15 protein-coding genes are annotated in these 17,779 nt (G+C 54.8%); 6 read left to right on the forward strand and 9 right to left on the reverse strand.

Annotation, left to right across the window (positions count from 1 at the left end):
* Positions 1-192: 192 nt before the first annotated feature.
* Together HMPREF1487_RS07840 and HMPREF1487_RS07845 are read right to left on the reverse strand one after the other, a co-directional pair.
* Positions 193-1,212: an SDR family oxidoreductase gene (locus HMPREF1487_RS07840; RefSeq protein WP_010796093.1), complete on the reverse strand. Its 1,020-nt coding sequence runs from the start codon at positions 1,210-1,212 to the stop codon at positions 193-195.
* Positions 1,213-1,290: 78 nt separating this feature from the next.
* The gene (locus HMPREF1487_RS07845) at positions 1,291-1,968 is read right to left on the reverse strand and encodes a phosphoribosyltransferase (RefSeq protein WP_010796094.1); all 678 of its coding nucleotides are present in this window, start codon (positions 1,966-1,968) and stop codon (positions 1,291-1,293) included.
* A 185-nt stretch (positions 1,969-2,153) separates the two neighbouring features.
* On the opposite strand from HMPREF1487_RS07845, the gene HMPREF1487_RS07850 reads away from it, so the two are divergent.
* Together HMPREF1487_RS07850 and HMPREF1487_RS07855 are read left to right on the forward strand one after the other, a co-directional pair.
* Complete coding sequence (locus tag HMPREF1487_RS07850) at positions 2,154-2,636, forward strand: GreA/GreB family elongation factor (RefSeq protein WP_010796095.1); 483 nt, start codon at positions 2,154-2,156, stop codon at positions 2,634-2,636.
* 103 nt (positions 2,637-2,739) lie between these two features.
* Complete coding sequence (locus HMPREF1487_RS07855; RefSeq protein ID WP_010796096.1) at positions 2,740-3,000, forward strand: YebG family protein; 261 nt, start codon at positions 2,740-2,742, stop codon at positions 2,998-3,000.
* Here the strand turns inward: HMPREF1487_RS07855 and HMPREF1487_RS07860 are convergent, their stop codons facing one another.
* A complete protein-coding gene (locus HMPREF1487_RS07860; RefSeq protein ID WP_010796097.1) occupies positions 3,001-3,513 on the reverse strand; it encodes a YgjP-like metallopeptidase domain-containing protein in 513 nt (170 codons plus the stop codon).
* 258 nt (positions 3,514-3,771) lie between these two features.
* Here HMPREF1487_RS07860 and HMPREF1487_RS07865 point away from each other — a divergent pair, with 258 nt between their 5' ends.
* On the forward strand, positions 3,772-5,994 hold the full coding sequence (locus tag HMPREF1487_RS07865; protein ID WP_010796098.1) for a M48 family metallopeptidase: 2,223 nt from the start codon (positions 3,772-3,774) through the stop codon (positions 5,992-5,994).
* Between the two features lie 52 nt (positions 5,995-6,046).
* On the opposite strand, the gene fba is transcribed toward HMPREF1487_RS07865, so the two are convergent.
* From fba to HMPREF1487_RS07890, 6 genes are all read right to left on the reverse strand, one after another.
* A complete protein-coding gene (fba, locus tag HMPREF1487_RS07870; RefSeq protein WP_010796099.1) occupies positions 6,047-7,111 on the reverse strand; it encodes a class II fructose-bisphosphate aldolase in 1,065 nt (354 codons plus the stop codon).
* A 149-nt stretch (positions 7,112-7,260) separates the two neighbouring features.
* Positions 7,261-7,458 (reverse strand): hypothetical protein, encoded by a 198-nt coding sequence (locus HMPREF1487_RS26725; protein WP_010796100.1) that lies wholly within the window; start codon positions 7,456-7,458, stop codon positions 7,261-7,263.
* A gap of 5 nt (positions 7,459-7,463) precedes the next feature.
* The gene (locus HMPREF1487_RS07875) at positions 7,464-8,627 is read right to left on the reverse strand and encodes a phosphoglycerate kinase (RefSeq protein ID WP_010796101.1); all 1,164 of its coding nucleotides are present in this window, start codon (positions 8,625-8,627) and stop codon (positions 7,464-7,466) included.
* A 26-nt stretch (positions 8,628-8,653) separates the two neighbouring features.
* Entirely contained in the window at positions 8,654-9,697 is a 1,044-nt protein-coding gene (gene epd, locus HMPREF1487_RS07880; protein WP_010796102.1) for an erythrose-4-phosphate dehydrogenase, read from the reverse strand.
* A 420-nt stretch (positions 9,698-10,117) separates the two neighbouring features.
* Positions 10,118-12,115 (reverse strand): transketolase, encoded by a 1,998-nt coding sequence (gene tkt, locus HMPREF1487_RS07885; RefSeq protein WP_010796103.1) that lies wholly within the window; start codon positions 12,113-12,115, stop codon positions 10,118-10,120.
* Positions 12,116-12,233: 118 nt separating this feature from the next.
* Positions 12,234-13,136, reverse strand: a complete 903-nt coding sequence (locus HMPREF1487_RS07890) for a LysR family transcriptional regulator (RefSeq protein ID WP_010796104.1) — start codon at positions 13,134-13,136, stop codon at positions 12,234-12,236.
* Positions 13,137-13,242: 106 nt separating this feature from the next.
* On the opposite strand from HMPREF1487_RS07890, the gene mdlC reads away from it, so the two are divergent.
* The 3 genes from mdlC to HMPREF1487_RS07905 all read left to right on the forward strand — a co-directional run bounded on the left by mdlC (position 13,243) and on the right by HMPREF1487_RS07905 (position 17,750).
* A complete protein-coding gene (gene mdlC / locus HMPREF1487_RS07895; RefSeq protein ID WP_010796105.1) occupies positions 13,243-14,829 on the forward strand; it encodes a benzoylformate decarboxylase in 1,587 nt (528 codons plus the stop codon).
* 76 nt (positions 14,830-14,905) lie between these two features.
* Complete coding sequence (locus HMPREF1487_RS07900; protein WP_010796106.1) at positions 14,906-16,255, forward strand: MFS transporter; 1,350 nt, start codon at positions 14,906-14,908, stop codon at positions 16,253-16,255.
* A gap of 16 nt (positions 16,256-16,271) precedes the next feature.
* Positions 16,272-17,750, forward strand: a complete 1,479-nt coding sequence (locus tag HMPREF1487_RS07905; protein ID WP_010796107.1) for an aldehyde dehydrogenase family protein — start codon at positions 16,272-16,274, stop codon at positions 17,748-17,750.
* Positions 17,751-17,779 lie beyond the last annotated feature (29 nt).

The following is a 17,779-nucleotide window of genomic DNA, read 5'->3' on the forward strand; positions in this document are numbered from 1 at the left end:
CACGGGCTTACCGGCTCCCGTATAAGTCTCCCGGAGCAGATATCACACGTCCGGGATTTTGCTGCTGCACTGACAACGTAATCCTAAAAATATTTCGTAACATTCCTAAAATTTAGGCTTTTCCTGCTCATACCTGGCTGGCGCACACAAAATCTGTGCGCCAGTCTCCAATTAACGAGCAGTCGTTGGCGATCACTCAGCCTTGCAGGCCCTGATAAGCCGCCAACCACTATAAAGAGCCAATCCCACCGCGCCAGCCAAAGCCGCTGTCTTGGCAGGCTGCTGGCTGGCCTGGGCATACAGACTGTGGCGAAACATGGGACCGGGATTACGTCCCCTTGTAGAGCCACTAGTGACAGGTTCGTACAACGCATCTGACGGGAAAGCATCGGCTGTTTTACTCTGCTGAGCTGCGAACAGCGTCTTTATAGCTATCCAGTCAAATAACCGTGGCGTCAGTTGAGCCGCCCGAGTTATGAGCTTGCTGTTCCCGATGTACACATCCCGCTTGGGCCGTTCAGCGGCGCGCAGGATTGCCCGGGCGACGGTTTCCGGGACATAAGTCGGGGCTGGCAAGTGAGGCGTATGGGCCAAGTAATTCTTGGCCCTGTCGTTAATGGGCGTGTTTGTTGAGGAGGGCCTGATCAAGGTTACGGCTACAGGCACATTGTCATGGCGAAGTTCTATGCGCAAAGCATCCGTGAAGGCTTTAACGGCATGTTTGCTGGCGGTGTAGATACCTTGCAAGGGAGCAACGGCTTCCGATAAGGCACTCCCCAGATTGATCAGGGTTCCACCTTCCCGCTGCCTAAAGTGCTCGACAGCCACCAGTGATCCATTGACCACGCCCCAGAAGTTCGTTTCAAACACTTTTTTGAGGTCGGCCTCACTTACCTCCCACAGTCGTCCCCATACCAGCGTGCCTGCATTGTTGACCCAGGTATCAAACCCATCAAACCGCTCGACTGCTCTTTTTGCCACTTGCTCCAGATCCGCTCGATTGCCTACATCGGCTGCAACATGAATAGCCTGTGCGCCCCACTGCTGACTGAGCTCATGCTGAAGGGACTGCAGAGCAGCTTCATCACGTGACACCAGTACCAGCTTCGCGCCCTTTTGAGCAGCCATTCGGGCAGTTGCCAGACCAATACCGCTAGTGGCGCCGGTAATAACGATCGTTTGCTGATGTAACGGCTTGGGTACAGGCTTCATCAAAGGCTCCAATAGTCATCTATTCCTATCGGAGCCTTTCAAGCCCTTCAGGATTCCTTCAACCGGATATATGGATGATCAGACGCGGCTATCTGAACGACACCTTGCCAGCAGGGATAGGACGTCCTGGTCAGAAACCGGACAAAAATCCTGATAGTAGGTCTCGATGTGCTTGACGACATCGGGCGTCGCCAAGCAGACCACGTCATCGGCCAGTGTTCTCAGCCCCTCGGCGACGCCTGCAGGCCCAACGGGGGCCGCCCATACTAGACGTGCAGGCGCAGCCTCGGCCAATGCGAACAGCGCAACCCTGGCAGTGCTACCCGTCGCCACGCCGTCATCCACCACAATGACTGTACGACCGGTAATCACCATTGGATCGGTATGGCCGCGGTACAGCCGCCTGCGCCGCTCGATACTGTCTATCTGTCGGTCCCGCTCCGCCTCGAACCATCCGGCTGGCGGGTTGAGATACTCCAACATTGCCTGGTTTGCTACCCACCGCCTTGCAGCCCCATCAGTAACGGCCCCCAACGCCATATCCTTGTTACCTGGCGCGCCGATCTTGCTCACCATCAGCACATCCAGAGGCGCCTCCAATTCTCTGGCGACCTGATACCCCACCGGGACACCTCCGCGAGGTACTGCCAGTATGATGGGGTTATGGTGGATATACGGACGCAGCCGCGCAGCCAGCACCTGCCCTGCCTGGCTGCGATTCTTGTAAAGTACTGCCGGGCTCCATGCTGGTTTCATTGCCTGCCCTATGCCGTTCGGTCAGCCACCGACTGGTTATTTACGGATCTCTACCTACCTATTTATAGACCCAAAACTGAAAAATGACTCACCGGTCATAAATAAAACTCAGTAAGTCATCCAGAGATTTAAAAGGCGATTATCAACGTCTCACACTCTGGTTTCTGTCACGTACCGGCACCTTTATGACGAAACAGCAGCTCTACCAGCACATTGTGAGTACATTGCAAAGTGACCTTCAGGCCGCCATAGCCGCCGCGCAAGCTGCACATGAAACGGCGACACATGAAGAGAACGTAGCGGAAAACAAATACGACACTCGCGGACTCGAAGCGGCATATCTAGCGGCTGGCTATTCAAAGCGCATACAAGAGATTCAGCAGTCCTTGCAGGCTTACCGTAATCTCGTCATACGTACCCACGAGGCGGAACATGGTGTTCAGCTGTCTTCCCTGGTCGCTGTCTGCGATACCGTAGGCAAGCAACAAACCTTTTTCCTAGGCCCGGCAGGAGCGGGTCTTAAAATCAGGACGGATACCGGAGACATCATGGTGATCACACCCAATGCACCGCTCGGGCAGGCGCTACTGGGAAAAACCGAAGGGGAAGAGATCAGTCTTTCAATCGGCAGCACAAAGCAAATATTTGAAGTTGTATCGGTCGAATAAACAGGCCTTTCCGGGTTTTTCTTTGCTCAGGTGCTGGTCAAAGCCAGTCTGGTAAGATATACTGTATATATAAACAGTAATGACGAAGGCGATGAGGTGATGAATGGCCGTCGAAGTCTTGTACCGCAGCAGCCGAGATCCGGAGCGCTTATTCATGGATAAAGCTGAAGCTGATCGCTATGACAAAATGCTGGAGCTTGCTGAGTCTCTGGCAGAAGTATTACAGAAAGCCGTACCCGATTTGACTGACAAACAGGCAGAAGATGTCGGTATCTACATGGCTCGTCATCGCGATCTATTCGCCAAGGCGTTCAAGAGTCAACCCGATGTGCTAGCCGAGCTGAACGGAAAAGAATCTGCCTGACTACAATGTTGCCGAGGCTGCCTTTTCCTGATCTCGCCAGAGCAGGAAAACACGCAGATCAAACTCGATCTGGTGATAACCCGGCAACATATGCTCGCATAACTGATAAAAGGCCCTGTTGTGCTCGTGCTCTTTCAGATGCGCGATCTCATGGACCACAATCATTTTCAGAAACTCGGGCGCTGCCTCTTTGAACAAAGAGGCAATCCTTATTTCTTTTTTCGCTTTGAGCTTGCCGCCATGTACGCGTGAAATGGCCGTATGCAACCCTAGCGCTTTCTGCATCACATCAAGCTTTGCATCGTAAAGCACCTTGTCTATACCAGGCGCATTCTTGAGGTGCGTCTGCTTGATCTCCAGGGCATAGGTATAAAGTGCCTTGTCGCTTTGTATGGAGTGAGACCCAGGATAGCGACTGGCCAGGTATGTCTGTAGGCAGCCTTGTTCACAGAGCAGACGAACCTGCTCCTGCAGTGAAGCCGGGTAGCCTTGCAGGTATTTAAGAGAAGCCATGATTAATCGTGTCACTCGCTACCGTGGTGGGACCACTGACGCCTGAACAGTGAACCAGCCCACTATTGTAAAACACAGTCGACCTCCGCTCCTAAAAATGCGAGTCAGGCACAGCAAAGTGCCATCGAAACCGTGTAAAAGCGTGGGCAATCCTGTGGTTTATATCTGGCTGTTTCGCTGCAAATGCCGTGACGCTTGTTGTCTCTTTCATTCAGCGATCAGCATCGACCATACCCTCAGCGTTGCAATGGAATGCATATGTCTCATACCGACTTGGCTATAAGCGGAGAAGAGCTGACCCCGCGTGCTCCAAAGGATTTGGCTGCTGATCTCCTGCAGCAGATCGGCCTGGACGTTCAACCCGCTGAACCCGCTGAACCCGCCTCCTCTTCCTTTGCGGAAGCAACACACGCATCGAGTTCTGCCTCGCCTGCATTATCCGAGGTGCTACCGCGCTCACCCTTCAGCCTTTTGCACATGCTTCACCTTGTACTAGTTGTGACTGGGTGTGCAGCGATCGTGCTCTTCTACGTGGCGGTGGTCACCGTTATTGCCGCTCTCCTGTTCATAGCACTGCCTGCCCTCGATGTACAAAGCCTGACCTCAGTTGAATTACCTGAATGGGGGCCTCTCGCAGTAAAGTCTTTCCTGGCCTGCCTGGGCGGATTCATCCTGTTCTTTACCGCAAAGCCTGTATTCACGGCTCGTCGTCGCGAGAAGCCAGCCGTCATTCTCGCACCAGGGCAGGAGCCAGCACTCTGGGAATTCGTGGTTCCTTTGTGCACAGCCATGCAAGTGCGTACCCCTATAGAAATTCACCTGAGCAATGAAGTAGATGCCAAGGTCCACCTGGCTTCCGGCTGGAAAGGTCTGGTTAAAGGCGATGTCACCTTGACGCTGGGGCTACCGTTAGCGGCAGGCTTTTCCAGGCAACAGCTTGCCGGCGTCCTGGCGCATGAGTTTGGCCACTGCGCCCGGCGCTTCAATATGCGGTGCTACTACTTTATCAATTTCTGTAATGCCTGGCTGGACCAGCGGGCCCACTTCAAGGACGCACTAGGTGAGCGCCTCAAGCACCTTAGCGAAGCTGAAACCTCGCGAGTGACCAACCTGGGTGTTCTGGTCGCTCGCATCGGCATGCGTCTGCCACGCCAGCTTCTGCACCATTGCTTTTTGCTTAGTTACCGCTTCTCCAAGCCTGCCTGTAAACGGTTGGAGTTAGAGGCAGACCGTTATGCGGCACAGATTGCAGGCAGCGATACGTTTCGCGCCGCCACCCTGCATCATCATGCGTTGCGCTGGGCATTCAGGCAGGCAGATCGCCAGAACGTGAGTACCTGGAGCGAAGGCGCGCTGCTGGCAGACATGCCACAGGCTGCTGCCCTGGGCGCCACCCGACTCGATATCGAGACGCAACGCCGCCTGGAGGCCAAGCTGCGCGACAGGCAACGCTATTGGCGTGTTCATCCTGCCGATGTCGAACGTATCGAGGCAGCAGAAGCCTTGGGTAGCACAGCGCTGATAACAGATGCGTCTCCTGCTACCGGGCTATTCGAATACTTCTCTCAGTACTGCCGACAAGTCACGACTGCGTACTATCAAAAACTTGGACTCGATGTGAGCCTGACTCAGTTTCGTGAAGCCAACGCGGCTACCTTCGATATGGACCAGAACAACGAAACTGCCTTTCTAAATAAGTGGACACTGGGTCAATGGGCTGACCTGCCCTGGCTTCCTCTGCATGCGCCTGCCGGTAAAGAAAAGGCCACCATGGACTGGGCAGCCGTCATCTCGGTCTTGAAAAACCGCACAGAGGAAACAGGCCTCAACTGGCAGCATGCACAGAAAGAAGTGCAGCGGCGCTTTACGTTGGCTTATTGTGATGAGCTGAACGCTCATCAGATCACAAACCATATCCATGGCGTAAACACGTTTGATCCAGAGCGCTATCTGAACGAGTACAGGAATATCGATACCTGGCAAAGCCCGGCTCGTACCGTCATGAGTGACGTGGCAGCGCTGCTCCGCCAGCGTATCGACCTGACGCTCAAAAGCCATCATCCGGGGCATGCACAAGCCCGCGACCTGGCCCAGTTGCTGTTTTCCCTCACCGAGCTCTATCCCGATTATGAGCGACTGCGCGAGTCGCAGTTATTGGTCAAGGAATACAACAGTCTTCATCGTCTACAAGGCAGCATGCAGACCCACCAGCTTAGCCACTATGCGCTTCTGGACTTCCGGACCCGGACACAACGCCTGGTAAAACAAGCCGAAGCCATCAAGCAATATATCTTGCCCGGCGAGAGTATTGGCGGTTACCTCAAGCAGCAACATCCCTACCTTGAAGCCGAAGCAGGTCCCCTCCTCGACTTCTACCAGAAAAGTGATGCCTTGCTTGAAGCGTTTACCTATTGCTATCGATACACCTTCAACCTGCTTGCCAAGTGGTGTCTTGAGGCTGAAGCCGCCAAGAGACTCTAAATTGCAGCCAATAAAAAGCCCGCATCGAGGCGGGCTTTTTATTAAAGCGTGATCAGTTGACCTTGGGGTCCAACTCACCCTTTGCATAACGCTCGAACATTCTGTCCAGCGAGATCGGCTTGATCTTGGAGGCCTGGCCTGCAGTACCGAACGCTTCGTAGCGAGCGATACAAACATCACGCATGGCCGATACCGTCTTGGCCAGATATTTACGTGGATCGAACTCGCTGCGATTCTTCGCCATGAATTCGCGAATCGCACCGGTAGAGGCCAGACGCAGGTCGGTATCGATATTCACCTTACGAACACCGTACTTGATGCCCTCAACGATCTCTTCGACCGGTACACCGTAGGTTTCCTTGATGTCACCGCCATACTCGTTGATGATGGCCAGCCACTCCTGAGGGACGGAGCTGGAGCCGTGCATGACCAGATGAGTATCTGGAATGCGTGCATGGATCTCCTTGATACGCTGGATGGAGAGCGTATCCCCAGTTGGCGGCTTGGTGAACTTGTATGCACCGTGGCTGGTACCGATGGCAATTGCCAGGGCATCAACCTTGGTAGCCTGTACGAACTGGGCAGCCTCTTCTGGATCAGTCAGAAGCTGGCTGTGGTCCAGTGTACCTTCAGCGCCTACACCGTCTTCCTCACCTGCCATGCCAGTTTCCAGGGAGCCCAGGCAGCCCAGCTCACCTTCTACCGAAACACCACAGGCGTGGGCAAAGGCAACGGTCTGCTGAGTAACGCGCACGTTGTATTCGTAGTCAGAAGGTGTCTTGCCGTCTTCTCTTAGAGAGCCGTCCATCATGACCGAGCTGAAACCCAGCTGAATGGAACGCTGGCAAACGTCCGGGCTGGTGCCGTGGTCTTGGTGCATGACCACGGGAATGTGTGGAAACTCTTCAACGGCAGCCAGAATCAGGTGACGCAGAAACGGCGCACCTGCGTACTTACGAGCACCTGCAGAAGCCTGCACAATGACCGGAGAATCGGTCTTGTCGGCTGCTTCCATGATGGCCCGCATCTGCTCGAGGTTGTTAACGTTGAAAGCTGGTACGCCGTAGCCAAACTCGGCTGCGTGGTCCAGCAGCTGACGCATGCTGATGAGTGCCATGGTGATCCTATCTCCCGGTATGGACCTATTATGTTTTCAGCCTGCACCACTGGCAGGTTGTTTTTCAAGCAAGAGCAGCGCACTGCTCTTGCTGTATCGTTTAACTCGTCAATTTCGAGTGATCACTCGGTCCGCAGACTACGTCCCGCTTAACGGCAACCATCCGCACTTGTTGTCTGATCGGATGCACCGGTTGTCGTGGCTACCCGCTCATCATTCTGGCCGGTGGGTGTTGCAACGGAGACCGGTGGCGGCGAGAAAGCACGACAGGCCTTGTCGGATGTTGCTCCGGCACAGCCAGCCAGCATGAGGCAACTAAGTACAGAAAAAGCAGCGAGACGTATCATGGCGGTTATCCTTTAGCGCGTTGTTCCAGGACTTCGACCGCCGGAAGAACCTTTCCTTCCACGAACTCAAGGAATGCACCACCGCCAGTGGAGATATAGGAGATCTTTTCACCTATACCGTACTTGTCGATAGCCGCCAGGGTGTCGCCACCGCCAGCAATCGAAAATGCCTCGCTGTCAGCAATGGCTTGAGCCAGCACTTTGGTGCCATTACCGAACTGGTCGAACTCAAAAACGCCGACCGGGCCATTCCACAGAATAGTCTTGGCCGATGTGAGCAGCTGGGCAAATTGCTTGGCCGTTTCTGGGCCGATGTCCAGAATCATGTCGTCATCCGCAACATCGCTGATGGATTTAACCGTTGCTTCGGCAGACTCGGCAAATTCCTTGGCGACGACCACGTCGACCGGCAGAGGCACGCTGACCTTGGCAGCAATGGCCTTGGCCGTATCGACCAGCTCGGCTTCGTACAGAGATTTGCCTACCTTGTGACCAGCAGCAGCCAGGAAGGTATTGGCAATACCGCCGCCTACAATCAATTGATCACAAACACTGGACAAGGAATTCAGAACGTCCAGCTTGGTAGAGACTTTAGAGCCCGCCACGATGGCAGCCATTGGACGCGCGGGCGCCTTGAGAGCTTTGCCCAGCGCATCCAGTTCGGCGGCCAGCAGCGGACCGGCTGCGGCCACTTTCGCAAACTTGGCAACACCGTGGGTAGAGCCCTCAGCACGGTGAGCGGTACCAAAGGCATCCATGACGAACACATCGCATAGCGCGGCATACTGCTGAGCCAGCTCATCAGCGTTCTTTTTCTCGCCCTTGTTGAAGCGTACATTTTCCAGCAGAACGATATTACCCGGCTGTACATCAACACCGCCCAGGTAATCCGTTACCAGCGGAACCTCACGATTCAAAGCCTTGGACAGGTATTCCGCTACAGGCTTCAAGCTGTTCTCGGCGCTCGCCTCACCTTCGGTCGGTCGCCCCAGGTGCGAGCAGACAATAACAGCAGCGCCCTTCTCCAATGCCAGCTTCAGCGTCGGAAGCGCGGCGACCAGACGAGCATCGCTCTTGATCTGTCCATCCTTTACCGGAACGTTCAGGTCCTCGCGAATCAGGACACGTTTACCGTTCAGATCGAGGTCGCTCATTTTCAACACGGACATGTATGCAATCCCTTCGTTGTGCTTGTTCAGATCGGCTTGGCGACGCGCAAGAAATGACTTGCCACGTCGATCATGCGGTTGGCAAAGCCCCATTCATTGTCGAACCAGGCCAGCAGATTGACGAGCCTTGGCCCCGATACACGGGTTTGACTGCCATCAACGATGGCGGAATGGGGATCATGATTGAAGTCGCAGGACGCGTGCGGCAACTCGGTGTAGTTCACCAGATGCTGCAAAGGGCCACCCCTGGCAGCCTCGCGGAGCAGACCATTAACTTCCGAGACAGTGGTATCACGCGAAACATGACAAGTGATATCCAGCGCCGACACATTTACGGTCGGTACACGAATGGCCTTGGCCTGAACGCGCCCCGCCAGCTCCGGCAACAGACGCTCGATTCCGCGATCCAGCCCTGTAGAGACCGGAATGATCGATTGGAAGGCCGAGCGGGTACGGCGCAGATCATCGGCGTGATAGGCGTCGATCACGGGTTGGTCATTCATGGCTGAATGAATCGTGGTTATCGAGACGTATTCAAGACCCACGACTTCGTTCAAAAGTTTCAACAGCGGCACGCTGCAATTGGTGGTACAGGAGGCATTCGAGACAAGTCTCTCAGTACCGCGCAAGCTGCCCTGATTGACGCCATACACAATGGTGGCGTCTACGTCGCTTTCGCTGGCCATCGGCTGGGAAAACAAGACGCGGGGCGCACCGGCTGCAAGAAAACGCTCACCGTCTGCACGGGCGCTGAAGGCGCCAGAACATTCGAGAACCAGATCGACGCCCAGACGCCTCCAATCAATGTCGTCAGGATTGGCGCAGCGCTGCACATGCATGCTGCAGCCATTGATGCACAAGCGATCCCCTTCTATGGCAACTTCGCCGGGGAAGCGTCCGTGAGTCGAGTCGAAGCGTGTCAGGTACTCCAGACTTGGCAGGTCAGCCAGGTCATTCAACGCCACGAGCTCGAAATCAACCGAGGCGCTGCGCTCATGTAGCGCACGGACCAGGCACCGACCGACACGGCCGTAGCCATTGAGCGCAACACGATAAAGAGAATCAGCCATGAAAGTGGGTTTCGGTGTCCGGAATTGAATAAGCAATGGCTAGTGATGTTACAAGTGTAGCCTGAGCAATGACACACTACACAAGCCCTAAGTGTAGGCTTTCAGACAATCTAGGCGAGCGAATCCAGAAAAGATTAGCGTAGCTAGAAGCGAATTTGCTGAAGATGCCGCTTCATTTGCAAAATAAAACACGCTTTTTCGTAGTCGATAGACGGATTGGCTACAAAATACTGGAACAACGCAGTGTCGTTGATTCTAAAGCACACTCTGAGATCGTAAATATGGCAAAAGAATCTTCCTCAACGCTCTTAATGGATGACTGGGCTGGTATTACAAAAATAACGGCGTTTATCTGGTAAACACCAGATAATAAAAACGCCACGGTTCTCACCGTGGCGTTTTTATTACCTCACTGGAGGATCAGTCCTCAAGCAGCTCGTTTGCAACTGCCAGCACGTTATCCAGCGTGAAGCCGAAATGCTCCATCAGTGCCGGCGCCGGAGCTGACTCACCATACGTTGTCATGCCGATCACACGACCATCCAGGCCAACGTACTTGTACCAGTAGTCCGCAATACCCGCTTCAATGGCAATACGGGCACCGACCTCAACCGGCAATACCGATTGACGATACTCGGCGCTCTGACGCTCGAATGCGCTGGTGCAAGGCATGGATACTACGCGGACCTTGCGCCCTTCCGCGGTGAGCTTGTCGTACGCCTGAACAGCCAGCGACACTTCCGAGCCGGTAGCGATAAAGATCAGCTCTGGCTCACCTTCACAGCTCTTCAGCACGTAGCCACCGTGGGCAATGGCCGCTTCGGTTTCATTGTCACGCAGGTGATGAGGCAGATTCTGTCGAGAGAAGATCAGCGCTGACGGGCCATCCTTACGCTCCAGGGCCGTCTTCCAGGATACCGCAGCCTCGACCGCATCGGCAGGACGCCAAGTGTCCAGGTTGGGCGTATAACGCAGAGATGCAATCTGCTCGACCGGCTGGTGCGTCGGGCCATCCTCGCCCAGACCGATGGAGTCATGGGTGAAGACATAGATGATGCGCTGCTTCATCAGTGCCGACATACGCACGGCATTACGAGCGTATTCCATGAACATCAGGAAGGTGCCGCCGTAAGGAATCAGGCCACCATGCAAGGCCACGCCGTTCATGATGGCGCTCATGCCGAACTCGCGTACGCCGTAATACATGTAGTTGCCGGAGGCGTCTTCTTCGACAACCGGCTTGCAGCCCTTCCACATCGTCAGGTTGGAGCCGGCCAGGTCGGCCGAGCCGCCCAACAATTCAGGCAGTAGCGGGCCAAAGAAGTGCAGGCAGTTCTGGCTGGCTTTGCGGCTGGCGATGGTTTCGCCCTTGGCAGCCACCTCACGGATGAACGCCGACGCCTTTTCATCAAAGTCAGCTGGCAGCTCACCGGCCATACGGCGGGTAAACTCGGCGGCCAGTTCAGGATAAGCCTCAGCGTAAGCGTTGAATCGCTTGTTCCACTCGCTTTCCGCTTTAGAGCCTGCGTCCTTGGCGTCCCATTCGGCGTAGATATCCTGCGGGATTTCGAAGGCAGCGTGTTTCCAGCCCAGCGCTTCACGGGTGGCCGCTACTTCGGCGTCACCCAAGGCTGCGCCATGGGATTCTTCCTTGCCCTGCTTGTTGGGCGAACCAAAACCAATGATGGTCTTGCAGCAGATCAGGGTCGGCTGGTCGCTTTTGCGAGCCGTCTCCAGTGCCGTCTTGATTTCTTCCGGGTCGTGACCGTCGACGTTACGGATCACTTGCCAGCCATAGGCTTCGAAGCGCTTGGGCGTATCGTCGGTAAACCAGCCGTGGACTTCGCCATCAATGGATATGCCGTTGTCATCATAGAAGGCGATCAGCTTGGACAGGCGCAGCGTGCCAGCCAGTGAACAGACTTCGTGAGAAATGCCTTCCATCATGCAGCCATCACCCATGAAAACATAGGTGTAATGATCAACGATGTTATGGCCTTCGCGGTTGAACTGCGCCGCCATAACCTTTTCAGCCAAGGCGAAACCCACAGCGTTGGCGACGCCCTGCCCCAGCGGGCCGGTCGTGGTCTCGACACCGGCGGTATAGCCATACTCGGGATGGCCTGGCGTGCGGCTGTGAAGCTGACGGAAATTTTTCAGATCGTCGATGGAGAGGTCGTAACCGGTCAGGTGCAGCAGGGAATAGATCAGCATGGAGCCGTGACCATTGGACAGCACGAAGCGGTCGCGGTCGGCCCACTTTGGGTTCACCGGGTTGTGCTTGAGGTAATCGCGCCAGAGCACTTCGGCAATATCGGCCATCCCCATAGGGGCGCCGGGGTGGCCGCTGTTGGCTTTTTGTACGGCATCCATGCTGAGCGCGCGGATGGCGTTGGCACGGTCACGACGACTGGGCATCGCTGATCTCCTGAAAGGGGGTCAAACGTTTAAAGGAAGTTTTATTGTGCCTAGCCGGGCACGCAGGAGCAATCCGAACGGTCATATCCAGCTTGGCTTCAGCCACGTTAATGGTTCGTCATGGCCTCGATTGCGTGATGGCCTCCGCCACCAGCTCCAGAAACCAGCGCAATGCAACAGAGGTGTCACTGCGCTCATGCCAGTGCAGCGTGACCTTAAAACTAGGCACGTCGAAAGGCAGGTTACATATGCGCAACGGGTGCTCTGCTGCAAACAACGTGGCGATCTGTGAGGGAAGGATGACGAGCAGGTCCGTTTGAGGAATGATTTTTGGAAGTACGGAAAAATGAGGAATGCGCAATGCAATACGCCGCGAGATACCCAATCTCTCTATTACATCCTCTGCCATACCATGACCAGAGGCTCGAGTTACCAACACATGACTTTCTCTCTGGAATTGCTCAAGAGTCAATTCGCGCTTTATCCGTGAGTGTTTACGACTGAGCAAACAGACATAACGCTCATCGATCAGAGCCTGCCGAACGATACCTGTACTCGAAAGAGGCCGGCTGCAAATGGCTGCATCAACCTTGCCTATGCTCAACCACTCATTTACCTGATCAATTTCCAAGGGCACGACTTCAAGCTCCGCCTGAGGTGCCAGTCTGTTGAGTCGATGCAGGATCAAAGGCAGCAAGGCCATTTCACCCAAATCTGACAAAGCGATACGGAAACACCGCGCCGTCTTATGCGGATCGAACTCTCGAATCCCTTCAACCGTTCCCTCGATACGGCTCAAGGCGTCTTTGAACGTGGCATAAAGCGTTCGGGCGACAGAGGTTGGCTGCATCCCATCACGGTTACGAACAAATAACGGATCGTCAAACAATTCCCGCAGCCGCGCAAGGGCATAACTGACAGAGGGCTGTGTTACGAACAGCCGCTCAGCAGCGACCGTTACACTGCCGGAATCGTAAAGCGTCACAAACGTCCTGATCAGATTAAGATCAATCTGGCCCATATCTTTATAAACCAGCTTTATTTTTAGAAGAAAAACTATCGATTTGATCAATTTATTGTGAAGCGACAGAGTGCCAGCGACAAGAACACCTATAACAGGCTCGCTGATGAAAACCGTTCACTCCGTTTCATACGATATTTTGCGCCGCTATGGCTTGACTACCATTTTTGGCAATCCCGGCTCCAATGAACTGCCTTTTCTCAAAGATTTTCCCAAAGACTTTCGCTACATCCTGGGATTACATGAGGGAGCGGTAGTTAGTATGGCGGATGGCTTTGCACTAGCCAGCGGTAAGCCAGCGCTCGTCAATTTGCATGCTGCTGCCGGTACCGGCAATGGCATGGGTGCTCTCACCAACGCCTGGTATTCGCATAGTCCGCTTGTCTTAACGGCAGGACAGCAGGTTCGCTCGATGATTGGTGTTGAAGCAATGCTCGCCAATGTTGATGCGCCTCAGCTACCCAAGCCCTTGGTAAAGTGGAGCTATGAGCCAGCAACGGCTGAAGATGTACCTCGTGCGCTGAGTCAGGCCATTCATACCGCCAGCTTGCCGCCCAGAGCGCCGGTATATCTGTCTATTCCTTACGATGACTGGGCGAAAGAAGCGCCACCAGGTGTAGAACATTTGACTGCACGGGAGGTTGCCCACGCAGGTCTCCCCTCTTCTGCTCAATTGCGTGAGCTGACCGATCGCCTTTGCGCTGCGCGTAATCCCGTATTGGTGCTGGGCCCTGATGTAGACGGTTATCAGGCCAATGAATCTGCCGTTGCCCTCGCTGAAAAGCTACGCATGACGACTTGGATAGCGCCCTCTGCATCGCGCTGTCCTTTTCCAACACGTCACCCTTGCTTTCGAGGTGTATTGCCTGCAGCCATTGCCGAGATCAGTCGATTGCTGGCTACACATGATCTGATCTTGGTCGTTGGTGCCCCCGTGTTTCGCTATCATCAGTATGCACCGGGCGATTACCTTCCTGCCGGCACGCAGCTTTTTCATATCACCTGCGATCCACAAGAAGCCGCCCGTGCGCCCATGGGAAATGCCCTGGTCGGGGACATTGCCCTAACCCTGAAGGCTTTGACCGATGAGGTTGCCCCGAGCAGTCGCCCAATGCCCGAGCCACTGCAGCATCCGGAGCATTATACGGATGAGCCTCACCTGCTCCGCCCGGAAACCGTTTTCGATGTGATCAACGAGTGCGCGCCGAAAGACGCCATTTACGTGAAAGAGTCCACTTCCACGGTATCTGCCTTCTGGCAGCGCATCGAGATGAAACAGCCTGGAAGCTACTTTTTCCCCGCAGCCGGGGGATTGGGTTTTGGCTTACCGGCAGCAGTGGGCGTTCAATTGGCGCAACCACAGCGCAGGGTTATTGGAATCATAGGTGACGGCTCAGCCAATTACGGAATTACCGCGCTGTGGACGGCGGCCCAGTATCGCATCCCTGTCATTTTCATCATTCTCAAGAACGGCACCTATGGAGCGCTTCGCTGGTTTGCCGGCGTGCTTAAGGTTGACGATGCTCCCGGCCTGGATGTGCCCGGCCTTGATTTCTGTGCCATTGCCCAGGGCTATGGTGTGAAAGCCATACATACCGATAACCGAGAGACCTTCCGGCGCGCATTAACGGAAGCACTGGCTGGCAACGAACCTGTACTGCTCGAGGTACCTACCGTGACTATCGAGCCGTAACCGCGGGTATAGCTATCCGATCGGACACCTATACCCCTGCGCTGCGACACCCACAACAAAAACAAAAGAGGTGGATATGCAACAGACATCAGTTGCCGAAGTCATTGGCAAAGCACGCTTGAACCGCACACACTTTACGATTTTGTGCTGGGGCTGTTTCATCATGTTGTTTGATGGCTATGACATGGTGATTTATGGATCGGTAGTCCCGCGATTGATGCAGGAGTGGTCCTTAACGCCTGTACAAGCCGGTACGCTGGGCAGCTGCGCCCTGTTCGGCATGATGTTTGGTGGAATGCTGCTTGCCCCACTGGCCGATAGGCTGGGTCGGCGAAAGCTGATCATTTCCTGCACATTGTTGGCCAGTGCTGCAGCCTTCACGACAGGCCATGCCACGACACCGTGGATGCTAGGCACCTGCCGTTTTGTCACTGGGCTTGCCTTGGGCGCGCTAGTACCTAGCTCGATCAACCTGATCAGTGAGTTTGCGCCTGCCTCACGGCGCAGTACGGCTGTTACCGTCATGTCAAGCTTTTATTCCGTGGGTGCAGTACTGTCAGCCTTGATTGCTATCGTCCTTATTCCCCGCTGGGGCTGGCAATCGGTGTTTTACGTGGCGGTCCTTCCTGTTCTGGCCATTCCATTGATGCTGCGTTATCTGCCGGAGTCCGTAGCGTTCCTGGCGCTTAAAAATCGTCGTGATGAACTGGACGGGCTACTGCGAAAACTCGATCCAACTTACCAGCCCGGGATGCCACTGAATCTGAATACTCCAACCGCAGCCCAGCAGCGTGCTCGGTTACCGCAATTATTCGAGGGGCGTCAGGCGCTATGCACGCTGCTGTTATGGGTAGGCTTCGCAATGTGCATGCTGATGAGCTATGGACTTAATACTTGGCTGCCCAAGCTGATGGTGGCTGCAGGGTACCCGCTGGGGTCAAGCCTATCTTTTCTGGTAACCCTGAATATAGGGGCCACGCTTGGTGCACTATTTGGCGGCTGGCTGGCCGACCGTTGGGGTGCACGTGGCACACTCTGCCTATTTTTTGCCCTGGCTGCGGTCTCTTTGGCTTTACTTGGTTTGAAACCCGGCCCCATCTTACTCAACGCGCTTCTTCTTGTTGCAGGCGCAACCACTATTGGTGGTCTAGCGGTCATTCACGCCTTCGCTGCTTTACTGTACCCCACCCATATTCGCTCGACGGGCGTCGGCTGGGCGGCGGGAGTTGGTCGTCTGGGAGCCATTGCCGGCCCGCTGTTAGGGGGCAGCCTGTTCGCCTTGAACCTACCATTCCAGCAGAATTTTCTGGCATTTGCATTGCCAGGACTAATAGGGGCTATAGCTATTGGCTGCATTCACGGTCAGTCCCACAACCCTTACTCTGCAAACAAGCAGGCTCGCCCTACCGTAAAAAAACTCGTTTGAACGAAAGGAAACCGGAATGACCGATTCTACACCGAATGCCTTTACCGACTTTCATCTGCAGCCCCTTGGTGGGCAATGGCGCAAGGGTCGCGCAGACAAAACGCTAACGGTCAGTGATCCGTTCAACGGCGAAACTCTAGTCAACATTCCCCAGGCGAACCGGGATGATCTTGACGAGGCCTATCAAAAAGCAGCACAGGCACAACAGGAATGGGCCGCCCAAGGACCTTCTGTACGCGCAGCCGTTCTGCTCAAGGTGGTCGAGATTTTCGATCGCCGCCGCGAAGAGATTATCGACTGGATCATTCGGGAATCCGGCAGCACTCGCTTGAAGGCTCAGATTGAGTGGAGCTCAGCACGCAGTATTACCCTGGAAGCGGCTTCATTCCCCAAACGTGTACACGGACGTATCGTCGAGTCTGACGTGCCAGGCAAGGAAAGCCGCGTTTATCGCTCGCCTATTGGCGTCATCGGTGTGATAAGCCCATGGAATTTTCCGCTCCATCTGACTCAACGCAGCCTGGCACCTGCATTGGCGCTAGGCAATGCCGTGGTGATCAAACCGGCCAGCGATACGCCGATCTGCGGAGGCCTGTTGCTGGCTCGTATTTTCGAGGAAGCCGGCCTTCCCTCTGGTGTCCTCAGTGTTGTTGTAGGGGCTGGTAGTGAGATTGGTGACGCTTTTGTTGAACATCCGATTCCAGGGCTCATCACCTTTACAGGCTCCACACCCGTTGGCCAGAACATTGCGCGTCTAGCGGGAGGAGGCAAGTATCTCAAACATGTTGCCTTAGAACTGGGCGGGAACAGCCCCTTCGTCGTTATGGCAGACGCAGACCTGAATCAGGCCGTTAATGCAGCAGTCATGGGTAAATTTTTACATCAAGGTCAGATCTGCATGGCGGTCAACCGCATTATCGTTGAGGAAGATGTCTATGATGACTTTGCTGCACGTTTTGTAGAGCGCGTCAGACAACTCAAGGTAGGCGACCCTTCACGTGCAGAAACGGTCATTGGTCCGATTATCAACAAGCGCCAGTTGGAAGGGCTTCAACAGAAAGTCGAACAGGCCCGCCAGGAAGGTGCCAAAGTGCTGCTTGAGGGCAATGTCGATGGACAGCTTTTGTCACCTTATGTGTTTGGCGAAGTGACACGCGACATGGATATTGCACGCAACGAAATTTTCGGCCCGCTCGTTGGACTTCTACGTGCCCGAGACGAAGCCCATGCCCTTGAGTTGGCAAACGACAGCGAATTCGGCCTTTCCAGCGCCGTCTTCAGCGGCAATACAGATCGAGCTGTACGGTTTGCCAGGCAAATCAAGGCTGGCATGACGCATGTGAATGATATCTCCGTCAGTGATGAGACCAATGCGCCCTTTGGAGGTGAAAAGAACTCTGGGATTGGTCGGTTCAATGGCGATTGGGCGATTGACGAATTCACGACTGACCATTGGATCACCGTCCAGCACGTCCCGCGTCACTATCCCTTCTGATCAGTAGGCCGGTCATGCCACCATGACCG

This window comes from Pseudomonas sp. HPB0071, assembly GCF_000478505.2.
GTDB classification, from domain to species: domain Bacteria; phylum Pseudomonadota; class Gammaproteobacteria; order Pseudomonadales; family Pseudomonadaceae; genus Chryseomonas; species Chryseomonas luteola.